Origin of the sequence: Agromyces sp. NPDC052230, from assembly GCF_040679595.1 — a bacterium.
Lineage (GTDB): Bacteria > Actinomycetota > Actinomycetes > Actinomycetales > Microbacteriaceae > Agromyces.
In genome coordinates this window covers 1-20,497 of the sequence record NZ_JBFAVC010000014.1, presented here as the reverse complement: position 1 = coordinate 20,497, position 20,497 = coordinate 1, and the positions used below count along the sequence as shown (strand labels likewise).

At 69.7% G+C, this 20,497-nt stretch carries 18 protein-coding genes; 13 read left to right on the top strand and 5 right to left on the bottom strand.

The annotated features are described in order from the left end of the window. Positions 1–487: 487 nt before the first annotated feature. The gene (locus AB0K73_RS20540; protein ID WP_360519393.1) at positions 488–1,324 is read right to left on the bottom strand and encodes an aldo/keto reductase; all 837 of its coding nucleotides are present in this window, start codon (positions 1,322–1,324) and stop codon (positions 488–490) included. A gap of 75 nt (positions 1,325–1,399) precedes the next feature. Here AB0K73_RS20540 and hrpA point away from each other — a divergent pair, with 75 nt between their 5' ends. The 10 genes from hrpA (at position 1,400) to AB0K73_RS20490 (ending at position 14,496) form a co-directional block, all read left to right on the top strand. Beyond that, positions 1,400–5,401, top strand: a complete 4,002-nt coding sequence (gene hrpA / locus AB0K73_RS20535; RefSeq protein WP_360519396.1) for an ATP-dependent RNA helicase HrpA — start codon at positions 1,400–1,402, stop codon at positions 5,399–5,401. A gap of 126 nt (positions 5,402–5,527) precedes the next feature. Further along, on the top strand, positions 5,528–7,174 hold the full coding sequence (locus AB0K73_RS20530) for a M20/M25/M40 family metallo-hydrolase (protein ID WP_360519399.1): 1,647 nt from the start codon (positions 5,528–5,530) through the stop codon (positions 7,172–7,174). Between the two features lie 82 nt (positions 7,175–7,256). Beyond that, complete coding sequence (locus AB0K73_RS20525) at positions 7,257–8,465, top strand: MFS transporter (protein WP_360519402.1); 1,209 nt, start codon at positions 7,257–7,259, stop codon at positions 8,463–8,465. 25 nt (positions 8,466–8,490) lie between these two features. Then, the gene (locus AB0K73_RS20520) at positions 8,491–9,312 is read left to right on the top strand and encodes an aldo/keto reductase (RefSeq protein ID WP_360519444.1); all 822 of its coding nucleotides are present in this window, start codon (positions 8,491–8,493) and stop codon (positions 9,310–9,312) included. 173 nt (positions 9,313–9,485) lie between these two features. Then, complete coding sequence (locus AB0K73_RS20515; RefSeq protein ID WP_360519405.1) at positions 9,486–10,436, top strand: DUF4349 domain-containing protein; 951 nt, start codon at positions 9,486–9,488, stop codon at positions 10,434–10,436. Positions 10,437–10,445: 9 nt separating this feature from the next. After that, the gene (locus AB0K73_RS20510; RefSeq protein ID WP_360519408.1) at positions 10,446–11,609 is read left to right on the top strand and encodes an acyl-CoA dehydrogenase family protein; all 1,164 of its coding nucleotides are present in this window, start codon (positions 10,446–10,448) and stop codon (positions 11,607–11,609) included. Between the two features lie 85 nt (positions 11,610–11,694). Beyond that, a complete protein-coding gene (locus tag AB0K73_RS20505; protein ID WP_360519411.1) occupies positions 11,695–11,871 on the top strand; it encodes a hypothetical protein in 177 nt (58 codons plus the stop codon). 4 nt (positions 11,872–11,875) lie between these two features. Beyond that, positions 11,876–12,754 carry a metal-dependent hydrolase gene (locus tag AB0K73_RS20500; RefSeq protein ID WP_360519414.1) on the top strand — a complete coding sequence of 293 codons (879 nt, stop codon included), beginning with the start codon at positions 11,876–11,878 and terminating at the stop codon, positions 12,752–12,754. A gap of 46 nt (positions 12,755–12,800) precedes the next feature. Then, complete coding sequence (locus AB0K73_RS20495) at positions 12,801–13,295, top strand: cation:proton antiporter regulatory subunit (protein ID WP_360519417.1); 495 nt, start codon at positions 12,801–12,803, stop codon at positions 13,293–13,295. A gap of 10 nt (positions 13,296–13,305) precedes the next feature. After that, positions 13,306–14,496 (top strand): cation:proton antiporter, encoded by a 1,191-nt coding sequence (locus tag AB0K73_RS20490; protein ID WP_360519420.1) that lies wholly within the window; start codon positions 13,306–13,308, stop codon positions 14,494–14,496. Positions 14,497–14,559: 63 nt separating this feature from the next. Here the strand turns inward: AB0K73_RS20490 and AB0K73_RS20485 are convergent, their stop codons facing one another. Continuing rightward, on the bottom strand, positions 14,560–15,675 hold the full coding sequence (locus AB0K73_RS20485) for an LLM class flavin-dependent oxidoreductase (protein WP_360519423.1): 1,116 nt from the start codon (positions 15,673–15,675) through the stop codon (positions 14,560–14,562). A gap of 190 nt (positions 15,676–15,865) precedes the next feature. Between AB0K73_RS20485 and AB0K73_RS20480 the strand changes: the two genes are divergently transcribed. Together AB0K73_RS20480 and AB0K73_RS20475 are read left to right on the top strand one after the other, a co-directional pair. Continuing rightward, positions 15,866–16,525: an NAD(P)-binding domain-containing protein gene (locus tag AB0K73_RS20480; protein ID WP_360519426.1), complete on the top strand. Its 660-nt coding sequence runs from the start codon at positions 15,866–15,868 to the stop codon at positions 16,523–16,525. A gap of 65 nt (positions 16,526–16,590) precedes the next feature. Further along, positions 16,591–17,286, top strand: a complete 696-nt coding sequence (locus AB0K73_RS20475; protein ID WP_360519429.1) for a DNA alkylation repair protein — start codon at positions 16,591–16,593, stop codon at positions 17,284–17,286. Between the two features lie 20 nt (positions 17,287–17,306). Here AB0K73_RS20475 and AB0K73_RS20470 read toward each other — a convergent pair whose 3' ends face one another. The 3 genes from AB0K73_RS20470 to AB0K73_RS20460 form a co-directional block, all read right to left on the bottom strand. Next, the gene (locus tag AB0K73_RS20470; RefSeq protein ID WP_360519432.1) at positions 17,307–18,785 is read right to left on the bottom strand and encodes an MFS transporter; all 1,479 of its coding nucleotides are present in this window, start codon (positions 18,783–18,785) and stop codon (positions 17,307–17,309) included. Next, positions 18,671–19,276 carry an IS3 family transposase gene (locus AB0K73_RS20465; protein ID WP_360519435.1) on the bottom strand — a complete coding sequence of 202 codons (606 nt, stop codon included), beginning with the start codon at positions 19,274–19,276 and terminating at the stop codon, positions 18,671–18,673. The genes AB0K73_RS20470 and AB0K73_RS20465 overlap by 115 nt, the downstream gene beginning before the upstream one ends. 70 nt (positions 19,277–19,346) lie before the next feature. Then, positions 19,347–19,589 (bottom strand): hypothetical protein, encoded by a 243-nt coding sequence (locus AB0K73_RS20460; RefSeq protein ID WP_360519438.1) that lies wholly within the window; start codon positions 19,587–19,589, stop codon positions 19,347–19,349. A gap of 308 nt (positions 19,590–19,897) precedes the next feature. On the opposite strand from AB0K73_RS20460, the gene AB0K73_RS20455 reads away from it, so the two are divergent. Continuing rightward, on the top strand, positions 19,898–20,347 hold the full coding sequence (locus tag AB0K73_RS20455) for a 50S ribosomal protein L11 (protein WP_360519441.1): 450 nt from the start codon (positions 19,898–19,900) through the stop codon (positions 20,345–20,347). The last annotated feature ends 150 nt before the right edge of the window (positions 20,348–20,497 follow it).

Sequence of the window (20,497 nt, the reverse complement as noted above, 5' to 3'; positions counted from 1 at the left end):
GAAACCCGTCCCCCCACCCCAAAAGGCAGAAGAACACGGGGTTCAAAAATTGGCATTGAACATAGTGCACGCTGTTGAGTTCTCAAGAAACGGACGCACCTGAGTTTCAGCCTCACGGCCTGCCCTCAGGGCAACCTATCTATGGTACCACCACTCATGGAAAACCGGCCGGAAACCGGCAGCCGATCGAACGGCTACAGGCACAAGGCGGGTTGACGCTTCGTGAAGAAGTGGAGTTTCATCTTAGGCTTGAAATCACCGAGTCGCAATGCGCCTTCGAGGTTATTTGGCTAAGAAGACCGCCGTCTCGGCCGAGTTGCGCTGTGTCGTACCGACTCAGCCGCTTCCCGCACCGCCGTGGCGATGAGTAAGAATTTACGCGGATCCTGGAGTGGCGCCAAATCAGGCTCGCATCCCGGGCGTGTCGCGCTCCACGGCGTCCTCGAGTGCCCCGCGTGAGCGCCTGATCGGCGGCCGTTTCCGACGCTCAGTTCACCTCATCGGGGTGCGCGCTCACGCGCCCCTCGCGCTCGAGGCCCGTGATCGCCTCCATCTCGCCGTCGGTGAGCTCGAAGCCGAAGACGTCGAAGTTCTCCGCCATCCGCTCACGGCGATTCGACTTGGGGAACACGATGTGCCCGCGCTGCAGGTGCCACCGGATGACGACCTGCGCCGGGGTCGCACCGTGGGCGGCAGCGGCATCCGTCACCTCGGGGAGTTCGAAGAGCGGGTACTTGCCCTGTCCCAGGGGGCCCCAGGCCTCGATCGCGATCGCATGCTCCTCGGCGAACGCCGCCGTCGCGGGCTGCTGGTGGTACGGGTGCAGCTCGATCTGGTCGACGGCCGGCACGGTTCCGGTCTCGGCGAGCAGCCGCTCGAGATGCGGCACGAGGAAGTTCGAGACACCGATCGAGCGAGCGCGCCCCGACTCCCGGAGCTGCTCGAACGCCCGCCAGGTCTCGACGTAGCGATCGTTCGCCGGCGCCGGCCAGTGGATCAGGTACAGGTCGACGTACTCCATGCCGAGTCGCTCGAGACTGCGGTCGAACGCATCGAAGACCGACTGCGTGCCCTGGTCGTCGTTCCAGAGCTTCGTGGTCACGTAGAGCTCCTCCCGGGGGATGCCCGAGTCGGCGATCGCACGCCCGACGCCCTCCTCGTTCCCGTAGATGCGCGCGGTGTCGAGGTGGCGATAGCCGACCTCGAGCGCGTCCGTCACGATGCGTTCGGTCTCCCGCGGGTCGACGCGGAACACCCCGAAGCCGAGCTGCGGGATCGAGTAGCCGTCATTCAACTGGAGGCGGGGCACGGGAGGCTGGGTCATAGGCCCCATCCCACCACGCCGGGCGCGACATCCGGCGCCGGGTTCGCCCACCGCGAAGCGCGCGAGTCGAGCACCATGACACGGGGCCGCATACGATTGAGGGCTGTGCTTCCCGCGATCACCTATCCCCCAGAGCTGCCGGTCTCCGCCCAGCGTGAGGAGATCGCGCGCGCCCTCCGCGACCACCAAGTGGTGATCGTCGCCGGCGCGACCGGATCGGGCAAGACCACGCAGCTGCCGAAGATCTGCCTCGAGCTCGGACGTGAGTCGATCGCACACACGCAGCCCCGGCGGATCGCAGCGCGAACCATCGCCGAGCGCATCAGCGAAGAGCTCGGCGTCGAGCTCGGTGGACTCGTGGGCTACCAGGTGCGCTTCACCGACCGGGTGAGCGAGTCGACGCGCGTGAAGGTGATGACCGACGGCATCCTGCTGAACGAGATCCACCGCGATCGCGAACTGCGTCGCTACGACACGATCATCATCGACGAGGCGCACGAGCGCAGCCTCAACATCGACTTCCTGCTCGGGTACCTCAAGCGTCTCCTCCCCCGCCGCCCCGACCTCAAGGTCATCGTCACGAGCGCGACGATCGACCCCGCGAGCTTCGCAAGGCACTTCGCGGATGCATCGGGCACGCCCGCTCCCGTCATCGAGGTGTCGGGGCGCACCTACCCCGTCGAGCTCCGATACCGTCCGCTCCTCGCCGAGTCGTCGGGCGGTACCGGCGAGGAGGCCGACGACGAGGGTGCGGCCGCCGAGGACAAGGACGTGCAGCGCGGCATCCTCGAGGCCCTCGACGAACTCGAGCGCGAGTCATCCGGCGACGTCCTGGTGTTCCTCTCAGGAGAGAGTGAGATCCGCGACGCCGAAGCGGCGGTGCGCGCGCACTACGGGAGCAGGCGCGGTGGTGAGACGGAGGTGCTTCCGCTCTACGGGCGGCTGTCGTCGGCCGACCAGCACCGGGTGTTCGAGCCGTCAAAGGTCGTGGGCCTCCGGCGCCGGGTCGTGCTCGCGACCAACGTCGCCGAGACGAGCCTCACCGTTCCGGGCATCCGGTACGTCATCGACGCGGGCACCGCCCGAATCAGCCGGTACTCGGTGCGCTCGAAGGTGCAGCGCCTGCCGATCGAGGCGATCTCGCAGGCGTCGGCGAACCAGCGTTCGGGGCGGTCGGGCCGCACCAGCGACGGCATCGCGATCCGCCTCTACTCGGAGGACGACTTCGACCGGCGGCCCGCCTACACGGATCCCGAGATCCTGCGCACGAATCTCGCGGCCGTCATCCTGCAGATGGCCTCGCTCGGACTCGGCCAGATCGAGGAGTTCCCCTTCCTCACCCCGCCCGACAACCGCGGCATCCGTGACGGGCTCGAGCTGCTGCGTGAGCTGGGAGCGATCGAGGAGCGTGCCGTCGGCGATGGACCGCAGCTCACCCGGGTCGGACGGCAGCTCGCGCGCCTGCCGATCGAGCCGCGCTTCGCGCGCATGGTGCTCGAGTCGAAGGCGCAGGCCGTCTCCCGCGAGGTGCTCGCGATCGTCGCGGGTCTCACGATCCAGGATCCACGCGAGCGTCCGCTCGACAAGCGCGAGCAGGCCGACGGATTCCACGCGCGCTTCGTCGACCCGACCAGCGACTTCCTCACCCTGCTGAACCTGTGGAACCACCTCGAGGAGCGGCAGCGCGAGCTCTCGGGCAGCGCGTTCCGGCGCATGTGCAAGGCCGAGTTCCTCAACTACCTGCGCGTGCGGGAGTGGCAGGACCTCTACCGCCAGCTCGTGCGGCTCGCGAAGCCCCTCGGGCTGCACGTGGCATCCGGCGCCGGCGCGCCGAACCCCGACGGCATCCACCGGGCCCTCCTCGCCGGGCTGCTCTCGCAGATCGGGCTCCGCGACGACGCGAAGACCTCGGGCGGACGCGGCGGCGCGGGTGCCACGCGCGAGGCCGAGCGCAAGGGTCGCCGGCCGCAGGCGGAGTTCCTCGGCGCCCGGAACGTGCGGTTCATGGTCTTCCCCGGCTCGGCGCTGGCGAAGAAGCCGCCCGGGGCGCTCATGAGCGCCGAGCTCGTCGAGACCAGCCGCCTGTTCGCGCGCATGAATGCGGCGATCGATCCCGCGTGGGCGGAACAGCTCGCGAGTCACCTCGTCAGGCGTACCTTCAGCGAGCCCCGATGGGAGCGCCGGCAGGGCGCCGCCGTCGCCGACGAGAAGGTGACGCTGTTCGGCGTGCCCATCGTGGCGAAGCGGCGCATCCAGCTCTCCCGCGTCGACCCCGCGCTCGCGCGCGAGCTGTTCATCCGCCATGCCCTCGTCGAGGAGGACTGGGACTCCACGAGGCTCGACCGGCGTGTGTTCCGTTTCCTGCGCGCGAATCGCGAACTCCGGCACGAGCTGGGCGAGGTCGAGGAGCGGACCCGCCGACGCGACATCCTCGCCGGCGACGAATCCGTCGTGGCCTTCTACGAGGCGAGGTTGCCGGCGGATGTCTCCGACACGCGCTCCTTCGAACGCTGGTGGCGCGGCGAGCACCGGACCAGCCCCGACCTCCTGACCATGACCGCCGCCGACCTCGTGGGCGACGAGGCGGGGTCGGATCGCGGCGACGGGTTCCCCGACCGGTGGCGGCAGGGCGACCAGACGCTGTCGCTCGCATACCGGTTCGAGCCGGGCGCCGACGACGACGGGGTCACCGTGGTCGTCCCGCTCGTGCTGCTGCCCCGCATCGAGCCGACCGGGTTCGACTGGCAGGTGCCGGGGCTGCGCGACGAGTTGATCCAGGCGCTCCTCCGCACGCTTCCGAAGGTGCTGCGGCGGCAGGTGGTGCCCGCCGCCGAGTGGGCCGCGAAGATCGCCGCCGAGCTGCCCACCGGCCCCGAGGCAGGCGAGCCGCGAGAGCCGCTCGCCGCCGTGGTGGGACAGGCGATCCGCCGGCTCACCTACGCTCCCGTCGACGCATCCGACTTCGACCTCGACCGGGTACCGCCCCACCTGCGCGTGACGTTCCGCGCCGTCGACGAGCGTGGTCGCGTGCTCGGCACCTCGAAGGACCTGCGCGAACTGCAGGAACGCCTCGCCGATCGCACCCGCCAGGCCGTCGCGAAGGCGGTCACTCGCAACGGTGCGGTCACGGGCAACGGTGGCGGCCGACCGGAGCGCGAAGGGGCTGTGCCCGCGGCGGCCAGCCGTGAGGGCTCGGCCGCGCCCGCGCTCGCCGAGCGCGACGGCATCACCGCGTGGGAGTGGGACGAGCTGCCCGCCCACCTCGACACGCGCCAGGCGGGCAACGTGATCCGCGCGTACCCCGCGCTCGTCGACGAGAAGACGTCGGTCGCGCTGCGGCTCGTCGCCACGGCGGAGGAACGCGACCGGGCGTCGCGTCGGGGCATCCGCCGCCTGCTGGTGCTCGCCACGCCGACGCCCGTCGCCTACGTGCAGGAGCACCTGTCGAACGAGGAGAAGTTGTCCCTCGCGGCGAGCGCGTACCCCGGAACGCGGGCGCTCCTCGACGACTGCCTCGCCGCATGCGTCGACGCCGAGCTGCGCGCGCGCCACCCCGACGGGCAGCTGCGCACCCGTGCCGAGTTCGAGGCGGTGCGCGACGCGGTCGCCGCGAACATCATGGAGCGGATGTTCGAGACGGTCGCACTCGTTGCGCGAATCGTGCGCCTCTCGCGGGACGCCGACCGTGCGATCGCGGGTGCGTCGAGCATCCACCTGATGGCGGCCCTCGGCGACGCACGCGCACAACTCGAAGCCCTCGTGTCGTCGGGATTCGTGTCGGCCACGGGGCTCGACCGGCTACGGCACCTGCCGCGGTACCTCGAGGCGATCATCGTGCGCGTGCGGAAGCTCGTCGAGAACCCCGGGCGCGACCGGCAGGCGCTGAACCAGCTCGAGCCGTCGATCGCGGCGTTCGAGAAGGCCGGAGGGCGCATCCCCATCGACCCCGAGTCGCCAGAGCGGCTCGTGCGCGTGCGCTGGATGCTGGAGGAGCTGCGCGTCGGCCTGTTCGCACAGGAGCTGCGCACGGCCGAGACCGTCTCGCCGCAGCGCATCGCGAAGGCGCTCGCCGGCTGACACACCCCGAAGGGGTTGACGGCACCGGGCCCCCGGGAGAGAGTTGGAGCCATTCGGTGCCGTCACGGACCCACAGGTCCATCGACGGTTCAGGTCCGGTTCTGCAGAGTCGCAGGGAGAAAGATCTTGAGAAGAAGTCAGAAAGTCGGGTTCGGCATCGGCGCGTTGGCGACAACGGCGCTGATCGCGCTGACCGCCACCTCCGCATACGGGGCCGTGCCCACGGACACGAGTGAGTTGCGAGACGCGGTCACCGCCGACGCGATCATGGATCACCTGTCCGAGCTCCAGGCGATCGCCGACGCGAATGGCGGGACGCGCGCGAGCGGCACGCAGGGATACGACGAGTCGATCGACTACATCGAGGAGCTCCTCCTTGCCGCAGGCTACGAGGTGACCCGCCAGGACTTCCTGTTCAACTCCTTCCGCGAGCTCTCCGACCCGGTGTTCGAGCGGGTCTCGCCGGATCCCGTCGCCTACGTCGCCGGTGAGGACTTCTTCACGGCCGAGTACTCAGGCAGCGGCGACGTCACCGCGAACCTGCAGGCGGTCGACCTCGTACTGCCCCCCGGAGCGACGGCGAGCACATCGAACAGCGGCTGCGAGGCTGAGGACTTCATCGGATTCACCGCCGGCAACATCGCCCTCGTCCAGCGCGGCACGTGCGACTTCGCGGTGAAGGCGGCGAACGCCTACGACGCCGGCGCGGCCGGCGTCATCATCTTCAACGAGGGCCAGGAGGGCCGTACCGACACGCTGAACCCGACGCTCGGAGACCAGTTCAGCGACCCCATCCCGGTAGTGGGTACGTCGTTCGAGATCGGCAACGAGCTCGCTTCGCTCCTCCAGCAGGGCACGGTGTCCATCCACCTGAAGACCGACACGCTGATCGAGCTCGACGTGCCGACGACCAACCTCATCGCCGAGACGCCCACCGGCCGCGACGACCGCGTGGTGATGGCGGGCGCCCACCTCGACTCCGTGCCCGACGGCCCCGGCATCGAGGACAACGGCACCGGCTCGGCCACTCTGCTCGAGACGGCGCTGCAGATCGCCGAGCAAGACATCGCGCCGCGGAACACCATCCGCTTCGCGTGGTGGGGCGCTGAGGAGGCCGGCCTCGTCGGCTCGCAGTACTACGTCGACTCGCTGTCGAAGCGCCAGCTCAAGAACATCGAGCTGTACCTCAACTTCGACATGATCGGCTCGCCGAACTTCGCGCGATTCGTCTACGACGGCGACGGCGACGCGTTCGGCATCAAGGGCCCGAGCGGCAGCGACGACATCGAGCAGGTCTTCGAGGACTTCTTCGAGTCGGAGGGCCTCGCCTCGGAGCCGACCGCGTTCGACGGGCGCTCGGACTACGACGCGTTCATCACCGCCGGCATCCCGGCCGGCGGGCTCTTCACCGGCGCCGAGGGCGCCAAGACCGAGGACCAGGTCGCGCTGTACGGCGGCCTCGCGACGTTCGAGGGCGAGCCCGTGTCGTACGACCCGTGCTACCACCAGCCCTGCGACAGCATGGACCCGATCGGGGACGGCGCTGACGCGGAGCTCTACGAGGCGTTGAACGCCGCGTACGGTGGTGCGCTCGAGTACGAGGGCGTGATCAGCAACATCAACACGCAGGTCCTCGAGGAGATGTCGGACGCCGTCGCCCACTCGGTGCTCACGTACGCCATGTCCACCGCCTCGGTGAACGGCACCGCGAAGGCCTCGCCGAAGGCGATGGAGAAGGTCGGAGACCGACTCGGTTCCCACTTCCGCCGCTGACGCAGGGCATCTCGGGCCGGCCTCTCGCACCCTGGTGCAGGAGGCCGGCTTCGTGCACCCCCGTCGATAGAGTGGTCGCACCGTGGGCAGCTACTCCGATCTCCTCAGAACCTCGGGCGTCGCTCGTATCATCGCCGCCCAGCTGACGGCGCGGTTCCCGTCGGGCATGCTCTCGCTGGCGTTCCTCCTGCACATCGAGCGGCAAACCGGCTCGTACGGCGCCGCCGGACTCGTGCTCGCCGCCACCTCCCTCGGGCAGGCCATCGCCGGACCCCTCACCAGCCGCTTCATGGGTCGATGGGGCATGCGGCCCGTGCTCATCACGACGCTCGTGATCTGCGCGGCATCCGTCGTCGCCGTCGCGCTGCTCCCGCTCACGGTGCCCCTCTACATGGCCATCGGCTTCATCGCCGGCCTCTCGACACCGCCCGTGCAGCCCGCGGTGCGCACCATCTATCCAAAGATGGTGAACTCGCGGCAGCTCACGCCGCTGTTCTCGCTCGACGCGTCGGCGCAGGAGATCATCTGGGTCGTCGGCCCGGTGGTGACGACGTTCGTGTCGACGCAGATCGGCACGGTCTGGGGCATCCTGCTCGCCGCCGTGCTCATGATCGGCGGGGGCATCTGGTTCATCTCCTCGCCCGAGCTCGGTCGCGTGCGCATCCCTCGCTCCAAGCGACGGCTCGGCGTCGTGCTCACGCGTCCGCCGGTGCTGCTCGCGACGATCGTGGGCTTCCTCCTCATCGGCGCAGCGGCCGCGATCGAGGCGGGCGTCGTCGCGGCGTTCGACCACGGCGGCGCCGAGGCCGGCATCGTGCTCGCGATCTTCTCGGTCGGGAGCCTCGCGGGCGGGCTCTTCCTCGGCCACGTGCCGATCGGCCCCTGGTCGACCGCGCGCCGCATGTTCATCGTCTTCGCCGGCACCGCGCTCGCGGCGTTCGTGATGGACTTCTGGTGGCTCTCGGTGACGCTCTTCATCGCCGGCATCGGCCTCGCGCCCGTGCTGGCCGTGCTGTTCGCCATCGTCTCGGCGAGCGTGAAGTTCTCAGACACCGCCGAAGCGTACGGCTGGGTCGGCACCGGCCAGCTCATGGGCGCAGCGCTCGGGTCGGCGCTCGCCGGATTCCTCATCGACGGCTACGGCGCGCAGGGCGCATTCTGGGCGGCCACCGGTCTCGCTCTGCTGGGCTTCGTCGTGTCCGCACTCGGCCGGCGCTGGCATCCCGACCTCAGGGGCCGCGACCCGAGCCCCATTCCCGACACCGAACCAGTGCCGATGCAACCCAGTTGAGAAGGAGCCACGGATGCCGCAACCCATCACACCCGCACCGCGCCTGTCGCTCGACGACTGCGCCACCATCCCGCAGCTTGGCTTCGGGCTCTACAAGGTGCCGCCGTCCGACACCGTCCGCCTCTGCCGCGAAGCCATCTCGATCGGGTACCGCCACCTCGACACTGCGGCCTTCTACGGCAACGAGGAACAAGTGGGCGTCGCAGTACGCGAGGCCGATGTTCCGCGCGACGAGCTCTACGTCACGACCAAGGTCTGGAAGGACGACAACGGCTTCGACACGACCCTGCAGGCCTTCGACCGGTCGATGACACGCCTCGGTCTCGACCGACTCGACCTGTATCTCATCCACTGGCCGGTTCCGTCGACCGACCGCTACGTCGACACCTGGCGTGCGCTCATCCGCTTGCAGGGGGAGGGCCGCGTGCGCTCGATCGGCGTGGCGAACTTCCACGCGCACCACATCGAACGCCTGATCGCCGAGACGGGCGTGCAGCCCGTCGTCAATCAGGTCGAGCTGCACCCGTGGCTGCCGCAGGCCGAACTGCGCGAGTTCCACGAGGGCCGCGACATCCGCACCGAGGCCTGGTCGCCGCTCGCGCGTGGCCGCATCCTCGGCACGCCGCTGCTCGACGACCTCGCCGACAAGCACGGCCGAACCCCGGCGCAGATCGTGCTCCGGTGGCACGTCGAGCTGGGCAACATCGTGATCCCGAAGGCGTCGTCGCCCGAGCGACTGCGCGAGAACCTCGACGTCTTCGACTTCGCGCTGGACCCCGACGACCTCACGGCGATGGCGGCCCTGTCGACCGGTGAACGCACCGGCCGCGACCCCGATTTCGACTGACCCGTCGACGGGCCCGAGGGCCGTGCTTCGACGGCATCAGGCACCGCCGAACGAGCGGCGCACGTGGTTCGTTGTGGCCGTTCGGCGACTCCCAGCAAAGCGCAATCCGATCGTGACCCGACTCCCAGCCGAGGTCCAGACAGCGGATTCCCTCACCGCAATACAGTGAGCGCATGAGACGACTCGCACCTGCCGCGGCGGTGGCCGCGATCACCGCACTGCTCCTCGCCGGATGCTCCGTCGGCACGTCGGGCTCCGACGCGGAGGGCCCCGCGATCGAGGCGCCGTCGGGCGGCGTGATGCCGGAAGAGGGCCGGACCGACGGCGAGGCGGCGCAGGATGCGGCCGGCGGCTCGACCGAGTCGCAGCCGACCGACCGCAGCGTGATCACGACCGGGTGGGTGTCGATCACGGTCGACGACCCGGTGGCCACCGCCGAGGACGTCGCCCGGATCGCCGACCGTGCGGGCGGCCGAGTCGACAACCGGCGCGAGACACCCGGCACGGCCACGCAGCCGGCGAGCGCGTCGCTCACCCTCCGGATCCCCTCCGACGAACTCGACGCCACGGTCGAGGAGCTCCGCGGGCTCGGCACCGTCACGTCGGTCTCCATGGACTCCTCGGATGTCACGCAGCAGCGACAGGACCTCGATGCGCGCATCGATGCACTGACCGCGTCGGTCGACCGCCTGCGCGAACTCCTCGGCACGGCGACCTCGATCGCCGACCTCATCGCGATCGAGTCCGAGCTCACGACCCGCCAGGCCGAGCTCGACAGCCTCACGCAGCAGCGCGACTGGCTCGTGGATCAGGTGGACTACTCGACCCTCACCGTCGACCTGGTGACCGAGGATGTCGCACCCGACCCGGCACCCGACGACTTCTGGAGCGGGCTCGTCGCGGGCTGGAACGCGCTGGTCGACTTCGCGAAGTGGCTCGGCGTCGCGGTGGGCGTGCTCCTTCCGTGGGTGGGCGTGCTCCTCGTCGGCGCCGCGATCATCGTCGCGGTCGTGGTGGTCGCGGCCCGCAGCCGGCGGCATCGGACGGATGCCCCGGCCGCACCGACGACCACCACCGCCCCGACAGCGCCCGAGACTCCCCGGAGCCATCCACCTCGGGCGTAGTCTGGCGTCGTGAGCTCGACGCACGGAACCCTGCTGCACGACGACCTGCTCGAACGGATCCGCGAACGCGCGGCCCGGTACGACCGCGAGAACACCTTCTTCACCGAGGACCTCGCCGACCTCCGCGAGGCGGGATACCTGCGGGCGCTCGTGCCCGAGGAGCTCGGCGGACTCGGCTGGGGATTCGATGAGGTGGTGCGCGCGCAGATGCGGCTCGCCGGCGCCGCACCCGCGACGGCCCTCGCCGTGAACATGCACCTCGTCTGGACGGGTGTGGCGAAGATCCTTCGCGACCGCGGCGACGACACGCTGGAGTTCGTGCTCCGGGAGGCCGCGGCGGGCGAGGTCTTCGGCTTCGGCATCAGCGAGGCGGGCAACGACCTCATGCTGTTCGGCTCGCGCACGAAGGCGAAACCGCAGCCCAACGGCGGCTATCGCTACACGGGCCGCAAGATCTTCACCTCACTCGCACCCGCGTGGACGCGGCTCGGCACGATGGGGCTCGACTCCCTCTCGCCCGATGCGCCGAAGATCGTCTACGGCTTCATCGACCGCGAGGACCCCGACGTCCGCACGCTGGACGACTGGGACACCATGGGGATGCGTGCGAGCCAGAGCCGCACGACCGTGCTCGACGGCGCATACGCGCCGCCCGACCGCATCGTGCGACGGCTCGACCCGGGGCCGAACGCCGACCCGTTCATCTTCGGCATCTTCGCGAGCTTCGAGCTGCTGCTCGCCTCGGTCTACGCGGGCATCGGCGCTCGCGCGCTCGACCTCGCAGTGGCTGCCGCCCACCGTCGCACGTCGATGAAGCACGACGGCCGCTCGCTGGCGCAGGATCCCGACATCCGGTGGCGCGTGGCCGACGCGGCGCTCGCGCAGGACGCGCTCGAGCCGCAACTCGTGGCGATCGCGCGCGACCTCGACGACCTCGTCGACCACGGCGGGCAGTGGTTCGCGAAGCTCGTCGGCGTCAAGGTGCGGGCCACCGAGACGGCCAAGCAGGTCGTCGACCAGGCGGTGCGCGTCGCCGGCGGTTCCAGCTACTTCGCCGGCTCCGAACTGGGTCGCCTCTACCGTGACGTGCTCGCCGGAATCTTCCATCCCTCCGACGACGAGTCCGCCCACTCGACGGTCGCCACCGCCTGGCTCGGCCCCCTCGAGGAGTGAGGTCACGCGGTGACGCGGCGGCCATCGCACGGCCGATAGACTGGCCCGCGGGCGGCGATCGCCGCACCGCATTCTGGAGGTCGTAGTGAACGTCGTCGCATTCATCGTCGCCATGGGCATCTTCACATTCAGCCTGTGGCTCATGAGCATCGCCCCCGAGGTGGTGGGCTTCGAGGCCATCCTGTTCATGGCCGCCATCCTGCTGGCCTCCCTCGCGGTGGCGATTCCGGTGAACATCCTCGGCCGTTCCGACGGCGTCTGACCGGATGCCGCTGCCCTCCCGCGACACCCGGGTCACCTATCCCTCCGGCGCGCTCTCCGCGTCGACGAGGGTGCTGCACGTCCTCGAGGCCGATGACGGCCGTACCGCCGTGATCTGCGAGACCACGAGCTTCCATCCGGTCGACGCGGCCTGGCCCGACCAGCCCGCCGACACCGGCACACTCCACGTCCGCGGCGTCGCACACGTGATCCGCGACGCCGTCGTCGCCGCCACCGATGGCGCCTCGCTGCATCTCGGCGCCGACATCCCGGTACGCAAGGGCACCGAGGGATGGTCGTTCCTCGTCGCGCATCTCATCGACGCCGGCACCGACGTCGCAGAGGGCGACGAGGTGCGGATCGAAGCGGATGCCGCCACGAGGCGTGCGTTGTCGGCGGGCCACACCGCATGCCATGTGGCATCCCTCGCCCTGAATCACGTGCTCGCCGACCGCTGGACGAAGCCCGCACGTGAGGACGCGCTCGGCAGTCCCGACTTCGACGGCATTGCGATCGATACCTCGCGCATCGTGGCGAACGGCTCGGTGGACCGGTACCGCCTCAACAAGTCGCTCCGCCGGGCCGGGTTCGACGCCGCGTCGCTCACCGGCGACCTCGAGACCCTCGGCCGCGCGGTCACGGACGTGCTCGAGCAGTGGGTCGCATCCGGGGCATCCGTGCGCATCGAACGCGACGGCGATCTGCTCACCGACCGACGCTTCTGGGTCTGCGACCTTCCCGACGGCACGGCCCGCATTCCGTGCGGGGGCACCCACCTCGACTCCCTCGCCGAGTTCTCGGCCGTCGTGCCCGTATTCACCATGCGCGATGACGGCGGCACTGCCGTGCTCGAGATGACCACCGAGGCCCGTCTCCGACACTGAGTCGCCCGTGCCGGCGGCACCCGCCGACGGGGTTACGATAGCGGTCGTGGGTATCCGTATCGAGAAGGTCGATCTGCCCGGGATCGGCGTTCGCCACGATCTCGTCACCGAGAGCGGCCGGCGTATCAGTGTCGTGTCGCACCGCGACGGAGAGCGCGACCTCGGCGTGTTCGACGTCGACGACCCCGACGAATGCCGGGACTCCATTCCGCTGAACGACGACGAAGCCGCGGCGCTCGCCGACGTGCTCGGAGCATCCGTCATGCTCAGCCGGCTCACCAGCCTGAGCGACGAGACCGCCGGTCTCTACACCGAGCAGATCGCCCTGCCCACGGATTCGCCCTACCTGAACCGCACCCTCGGTGCCACGAAGGCCCGCACCCGCACGCACGCGTCGATCGTCGCCATCGTCCGCGACGCGGCGATCATTCCCTCGCCGACCCCGGCGGAGATGCTGCGCGCGGGCGACGTCGTCGTCGTCGTCGGCACCCGCGAAGGACTCGACGGGGTAGCCCGCCTGCTCGCCAACGGCCCCGACTGAGGCGGCCGCCGTGCACGAGACCACGCTGCTCCTGATCGAAGTCGGCGCGCTGCTCCTCGGCATGAGCCTTCTCGGGCGCCTCTCGCTCCTCCTCGGTATCTCGCCGATCCCCTTCTACCTTCTCCTCGGACTGGCGTTCGGCGAAGGCGGGTTCGTGCCGCTCGCGGCGAGCGAGGAGTTCCTGCAGACCGCGTCGGAGATCGGCGTCATCCTGCTGCTGGCCCTGCTCGGCCTCGAGTACACGGCCTCCGAGCTGTTCGACAGCCTGAAGTCGGCGCGCACCGCCGGCCTCGTCGATGCCGCCCTCAATGCCCTCCCGGGCGCCGCGCTCGCGCTGCTGCTCGGCTGGGGACCGATCGCGGCCGTCGCCCTGGCGGGCGTCACCTGGGTGTCGTCGTCGGGGGTGATCGCGAAGCTCCTCCGCGACCTCGGGCGCCTCTCGAACCGTGAGACGCCGGCGATCCTCGCCGTGCTCGTGATCGAGGACCTCGCGATGGCGTTCTACCTGCCGGTGCTCTCGGCGCTCGTCATCGGCGTGAGCCTCCTGCAGGGCGTGGTCTCGGTCGCCATCGCCGTGGCCGTCGTGAGCCTCATCCTCTTCATCGCCCTGCGGCACGGCCACTTCGTGTCGCGGCTCTTCCCCGCCGACGAGTTCGAGCCGCTGCTGCTCGGCGTGCTGGGCCTCACCATGCTCGTGGCGGGGCTCGCGGCCGAGGTCAACGTGTCGGCCGCGGTGGGCGCATTCCTCGTGGGCATCGCCCTCTCGGGGCGCGTGGCGACGAACGCGAGCCAGGTGCTGACCCCGCTGCGCGACCTCTTCGCCGCGACCTTCTTCCTCTTCTTCGGGCTCACGACCGACTCGTCGGAGCTCGTCCTGATGCTTCCCGCGGCGCTCGGCCTCGCCGCGGTCACGATCCTCACGAAGCTCCTCACCGGCGCCTACGCCGCCAGGCGAGCGGGCGTCGGCACGCTCGGCCAATGGCGCGCGGGCCTCACGTTGATCCCCCGCGGGGAGTTCTCGATCGTGATCGCCGGCATCGCGGTGGGGGCGGGAGTGAATCCCGCCCTGGCGCCACTCGCCACCGCCTACGTCCTCATCACGATCGTCGCGGGCACCTTCCTCGCGCGGCTGCCCGAGGCGATGTGGTTCCGCAGTCTCGTGCGCCGGCGAGCCGCCGCCCGCACGACGAGCACGGCGTGAGCGTGATCGAACGCCGCGGCGCGATCGCGGTTCGCGGCCTGGAGTGCCCGCGAGGGCGGTGAATCAGTCGGCCGGCTGCTCGGCAGCGGCCGCAGAATCCGCTCGATCTGCGGCTGCGAGCGCGTCGCCGTCGTCATCGCCGCCCTCGGCCAGGAGCTCGCGAACGCGCGGCACGACCTCGGTCGCGTAACGCTCGATGCTGCCCATCATGGCGTCGTGCGACAGGGTGCCGTTCGAGTACTTGAGGTCGAAGCGGGTCGCGCCGAGGGAGCGCATGGCCACGGCGATCTTCTGCGCGACCGTCTCGGGCGCGCCGGCGTAGAGGGCGCCGTGCGGGCCGGCCTCGTCCTCGAAGTGCTCACGGCTCACCGGTCCCCAGCCGCGCTCGCGGCCGATGCGGTCGATGAGCACCTTGTAATGCGGCCAGAGCGTGTCGAGCGCCTCGTCGTCGCTGTCGGCGATGAAGCCGGGCGAGTGCATCGCGATGGGTTGCGCGGGGTGGCCGAACTGCTCGAGCGCCCGACGGTACAGGTCGGCGAGCGGGGTGAAGCGCGCCGGGCTGCCGCCGATGATGGCGAGCACGAGCGGAAGGCCGTAGTTCGCGGCACGCACCACCGATTCGGGGCTGCCGCCCACACCGACCCACGTCTTCAGGCGCCCGTGCTCGACGGGCGGGTAGACGAGCTGGTCGGTGAGCGGAGCACGCAGCTTGCCCGACCAGGTCACCGGCTCCTGCGGCAGCAGTGCCGCGAACAGGTTGAGCTTCTCCTCGAAGAGCTCCTGGTACTGGTTCAGCTCGTATCCGAAGAGCGGGAACGACTCGATGAACGACCCGCGCCCGAGGATGACCTCGGCGCGGCCGCCCGAGAGTCCGTCGAGCGTTGCGAACCGCTGGAAGACGCGAACCGGGTCGTCGGAGCTGAGCACGGTGACCGCCGAGCCCAGGTGGATGCGCTCGGTGCGACCGGCGATCGCGGCGAGCACGACCTCGGGCGCCGACACGGCGAACTCGTGGCGGTGGTGCTCGCCGACGCCGAAGAAGTCGAGGCCGAGGCGGTCGGCGAGGACGGCCTCCTCGACGAGATTCCGGAGGACCTGGGCGTGCGGCAGCCGCGTGCCGTCGGGCCCTTCCGTGACATCACCGAAGGTGTCGAGCCCGAATTCGTAACGCCCTGCCATGTCGTTCCTCTGTCCCATCTCCGCGTCCATGCGAACGCAAGCTATACCGGGAACCCCCGTCACCGCGAGACTATTCCCCCGGGCCCTCCCGAGGCGAACGGCGTTGGGGGAATGCCGCCCACGCCCCCGGCGTTCCCGGGTATGTCGACGCATCCAACGTTGCGAGTGGTGCGTCGGCGAGAATGGAGGCATGGACGTGTCGGATCGGCCGGTCGTCGGGATCTTCGGTGCGGGCAAGGTGGGCACCGCCCTCGCCCGACTGCTCGTGGGATCCGGATACGACGTCCTCATCGCCGGCTCTCCCCGCCAGACCGCCCTCGACCTGCTCGTCGCCGTCGTCGCCCCCGGTGCCCGCGTGGCGTCACCTGATGAGCTCGTCGCGGCATCCGACGTCATCATCGTGGCCGTGCCGTTCGGCAAGGGGGGCACCGTGCCATGGGCGGACTTCGGCGACCGCATCGTCGTGGACGCCATGAACTACTGGCCGCCCGTCGACGGGCACATCGCCGAGATCGACGCCGACGAGCGCTCGACGAGCGAGATCAACGCCACGCGCAACCCGCTCGCCCGGGTCGTGAAGTCGCTGAACCACCTCGGGTACCACGAGATGGAGGACGACGCCATGGACCCCGGCTCGCCGCTGCGGCGCGCCCTCGCCGTGGTGGGCGACGACCCCGACGCCCGCGCCGTCGTGGCCCGCATCATCGACGACATCGGCTTCGACGCCGTCGACGGAGGCGAGCTCGCCAACGGCCGCGCGCTCGAGCCCGGGCATCCCGCCTTCGGTCGCGAGCTCTCGGCGCGTGAGCTGGCCGCGCTCGTCTCCCCTGCGGCGCACCTCGCGGCCTGAGCACGCGCTGCGTCGACGCGCCCTGCCGTACGCTGTCGCCAGGTGCAGCTGGGAGGGACGACCCCATGACGGATGCCGCGGAGCTCATCGCCACCCTCGAGGGCATGGCGACCGCCGAGGAGCGCAGGAAGTACGAGCGGTACTTCGCGCCCGATCCCGACGCGCCATTCATCGGGGTACGCATGGGCGCCGTCTTCGACCTCGCGAAGACCGCCGTCGGCCTGCCGGCCGACCAGCTCGAGGCACTCCTCGAACAGCCGACGCACGAGGTGCGCGCGCTCGCCTGCAGCATCATGGGCAAGTCGGCCGCGCACAAGAAGACCAGCGAGGAGCGGCGCGCACAGCTGTACGAGCTCTACCTGCGCCGGCACGACCGCATCGACCAGTGGGACCTCGTCGACCTGGCGGCACGCGACGTGGTCGGTGGATACCTGCTGCAACGCGAACGGAGCCCGATCATGCGGCTCGCGGCATCCGGATTCTGGCCCGAACGCCGCACGGCACTCGTCGCAACGTTCGCGTTCATCCGGCGCCGAGAAGTCGACGAGGTGTACGCCCTCGCCGAGGCGCTGGCCGACGACCGGGAGCCGCTCGTGCAGAAGGCGCTCGGGTGGGTGCTCCGCACGGCCGGCGACGTCGATCGCGACCGGCTCACCGACTTCGTGGAGCGGCACGCCGCGACCATGGCACGGGTCGCCCTGCGCGGCGCCATCGAGCACTACGACCCGGCGGAGCGAGCCCGCATCCGCGCGATCCGTTGATCGACGGAGCGGCGGATCACTCAGCCGAGCGCCTGCCGCTTCCGACGCCGGTCCCCGAGGTCGGCGACGCCGACGACGAACGCGATGGCGAGGAAGACCGCGACCGACACCATGCCGAATCCGTAGGCGTGGTGGTACGCGGTCAGGTCGGCGGACTCGGCCGAGCCGTTCTCGCGATAGATCGTCGAGTAGAACAACGCCAGCCCGACGGCGGTGCCGACGGCCGTGCCCACCCGCTGGGAGAGCTGGTTGACCGAACCCGCGAGCCCACCCTGCCTGACGGGGATGTCGGCGAGCGTGAGCGTCTGGTTCGGCGCCATCACGAATCCGCCCCCCATTCCGCCGATGGTCATCGCGGCCGCCATCGCCCACGGCGTGATCGCGGGCGGCGTCGCGAGCGCGGCGAGGACGAGGAGGCCCACGCCGCCGAGCACGGCGACGAGCCCCCAGACGACGAGGGGCCGGCCGAGGCGGTTCACGAGGCGGCCGCTGAGCCATGACCCGGTCGCACTCATGAGCGCGAAGCCGATGCCGACCATTCCGGCGTACACGGGCTCCAATCCGAGCCCGTGCTGGAGATAGAGCGTGGTCAGCAGGAACATGGCCGGAAGCGCGGCGAAGTACGAGCTGGCGAGCAGCGTGCCGTTGCGGAACGAGCCGACGCCGAAGAGCGCGAGCGGGACGAGTGGATGCTTTCCGGATGCCGCGTAGCGGCGTTCCCACGCGACGAACGCCGTGACGGAGATGAGGAAGGCCACGAGCAGCCACCACCGCGCCGGATTGTCGGCCGGCGATCCGGTCGTGAACAGGAACGGCCACATGAGCGCGGTCACGGTGATGCCGAAGAGGAGCACTCCGACCGGGTCGAGGGCGACCCGCCGTGGGGATCGGGTGCGAGTGCCGGGCAGCAGCCAGACGGCCAGCACGATGGCGAGGAGCGAGAGCGGCACGTTCATCCAGAAGATTCCGCGCCATCCGTCGACCGGGCCGCCGATGGCGATGGCGAGCCCACCGAGGGTCGGACCGAACGCGGTCGAGACGCCGATCGTCGCCCCGAACAGCCCGAACGCGCGCCCCCGCTCGGCGCCCTGGAACAGTTGTTGGATGAGGCCCACGACCTGCGGCATCTGGATGCCAGCCGCCACGCCCTGCAGGAGCCTCGCGACGAGCAGCGCACCCGAGCTGGGTGCGAGGGCGCAGGCGAGGCTCGTGATCGTGAAGAGCGTGAGCCCGATCACGAACAGTGCTCGCCGCGACCACCGGTCGCCGATGCGGCCGGCCGGCACGAGCGTGAGCCCGAAGGCGAGCACGTAGCCCACGACGATCAGCTGCAGCTCGGTCGAGGTCGAGTCGAACGCCTCCTGGATCGACGGGAGGGCCACGTTCACCTTGGTGAGATCGAGGATCGTGAGCGCGGCGACCGCCACGCAGACCCAGTACGCGCGCCACCGCTTCGCGGGATCGAGTGGGATCTCCGGCGTGGGCGGCGGGTTCGACATCGACACCACCCTATGCGCGGGCGCACCGGCGGCTCGAGAGCTTGCCCAGCGGGCGGAAAGCCGGCTGCCGAATTCCGGATGCCGCGTGCGTGTCGCCGCGGGCCTTCCGCGGTGAACCGGCGCTGCACGAGATCCCGTGGCTTGGCCAGCGCAGCGTCGGGCTTCGTCGTGAACGCTTGCTTTGACCGCTTCACGCCGCCGACCCCGGCCAGTCGCATGAGCCGTTCGTTCTGGTTGCGGCCGACCGCCCACCCTTGCCGGCGCAGCAGCGCGTGCATCTTCCTGCGACCGTAGACGCCATAGTTCTCCGCGTGCAGGCGAGCGACCTCCGGTACGAGCAACTCGTCACGAAACCGTCGCGCGGACGGGGCCCTGGTCTTGACGGCACAGTAGCCGCGGGAGGTGAGGAACCCACGAACTGCTGGGCGCAAGGCCCGGCAGATGGCCTCGACCCCGAAATGATCCTGATGCTCGTCGATGTCGCGGATCATCTCATCGTGGGACGGTCGAGTTCCTTGGCGAAAAACACGCTGGCGGACTTCAAGATCTCATTCGCGCGTTTCAGCTCGGCGATCTCACGCTTGAGCCGCCGGTTCTCCTCCGCGATATCGGTCGTGACGCCCGGACGCCCGCGTCGACCTCGTAGCGGCGCTGCCAGACCCGCAGCGTCTCGGGGCTCATGCCAAGCATCCCCGCGACATGACGGATCGCGGTCATCAGGTTCGGGTGATCCGGGCGCGCCTCCGCGAGCATCCGCAACGCCCGCTCGCGTATCTCAGATGTGTAACTGGCCGTCGGTTCCATCCTTGATCGAAGAGCGGAGCGAAACCCACGCCGAATCAACGGTGTCTTGCCGCTTCAAGCCCTGACTGCTCTAAGGACTGCCAGCACAGAGGGTAGCCGAGTATGCGCCTGAACGGATCACCGCGACGATCACGGATCGATGATGCCGATCCTGTCAGCGACGTTTCTCGATCGGCATCACGGCTTCAGTTGGGCCGGGTCGGCAGGGGATCGCGTTGCCAACTCGACCGTCCGCGTCAACGGGAGGATCCGCGAGTTCGGAGAGACCGATCTGGTTTGACTCTTCCGCTACGTCAACTTATAGCGTCGTGAGTAACGACAGGAGAAGAAGCCTATGGCACAACAAGGTGGTGGTCGCACAGGTCAAGTTGGAGCTTCATGCTGGCAACGCGGCGATGGTCGATCTTGGCAAGATGCTTGGCCCTCACGGCGTGCCGCCAATTGAGGTCAAGAGGCGGTACGACGCGGAGACCTCCCGATCCAGTGGAGAGGTCATCCCCGCGATCGTCATCATCTACGAGGATCGGTCCTGGGACCTACAACTCAAGACCCCTCCGACAGCGTTCCTCATCAAGCAACTTATCCGCGGTAAGGGTGCCGCACACCCCGGCCATGATCAGCCCTTGACGATCACTGAGAAGGAACTGGAAAGGGTCGCCCGGCGCAAACTGCCCGATCTGAACACTGACAATCTCGATGCTGCAATGCGGCAGATCGAAGGTACCGCTCGGTCGATGGGCGTCCGAGTCCAGAGGTGATCGGGGTGGCCCGCGCCCGATGTCGACGACGCACGAATTCTGGACGCTTGCGGCGGGGTGGTTTCCAGTGACGGTCGCAACGAGGACCATCCGAAAGGGGTTCTCGTATGTCTTCTCGTCGTGTTCGGAAAGGGCCGGGTCGCAGGCCGA

Bases quoted from the DNA above. Each gene is read 5' to 3' on its own strand.
- AB0K73_RS20500 (WP_360519414.1), top strand. From the start codon at position 11,876: ATGCCGCTGCCCTCCCGCGACACCCGGGTCACCTATCCCTCCGGCGCG.
- AB0K73_RS20460 (WP_360519438.1), bottom strand. From the start codon at position 19,589: ATGGAACCGACGGCCAGTTACACATCTGAGATACGCGAGCGGGCGTTG.
- AB0K73_RS20485 (WP_360519423.1), bottom strand. From the start codon at position 15,675: ATGGCAGGGCGTTACGAATTCGGGCTCGACACCTTCGGTGATGTCACG.
- AB0K73_RS20475 (WP_360519429.1), top strand. From the start codon at position 16,591: ATGACGGATGCCGCGGAGCTCATCGCCACCCTCGAGGGCATGGCGACC.
- AB0K73_RS20515 (WP_360519405.1), top strand. From the start codon at position 9,486: ATGAGACGACTCGCACCTGCCGCGGCGGTGGCCGCGATCACCGCACTG.
- AB0K73_RS20480 (WP_360519426.1), top strand. From the start codon at position 15,866: ATGGACGTGTCGGATCGGCCGGTCGTCGGGATCTTCGGTGCGGGCAAG.
- AB0K73_RS20465 (WP_360519435.1), bottom strand. From the start codon at position 19,276: ATGATCCGCGACATCGACGAGCATCAGGATCATTTCGGGGTCGAGGCC.
- AB0K73_RS20470 (WP_360519432.1), bottom strand. From the start codon at position 18,785: ATGTCGAACCCGCCGCCCACGCCGGAGATCCCACTCGATCCCGCGAAG.
- AB0K73_RS20540 (WP_360519393.1), bottom strand. From the start codon at position 1,324: ATGACCCAGCCTCCCGTGCCCCGCCTCCAGTTGAATGACGGCTACTCG.
- hrpA (WP_360519396.1), top strand. From the start codon at position 1,400: ATGACACGGGGCCGCATACGATTGAGGGCTGTGCTTCCCGCGATCACC.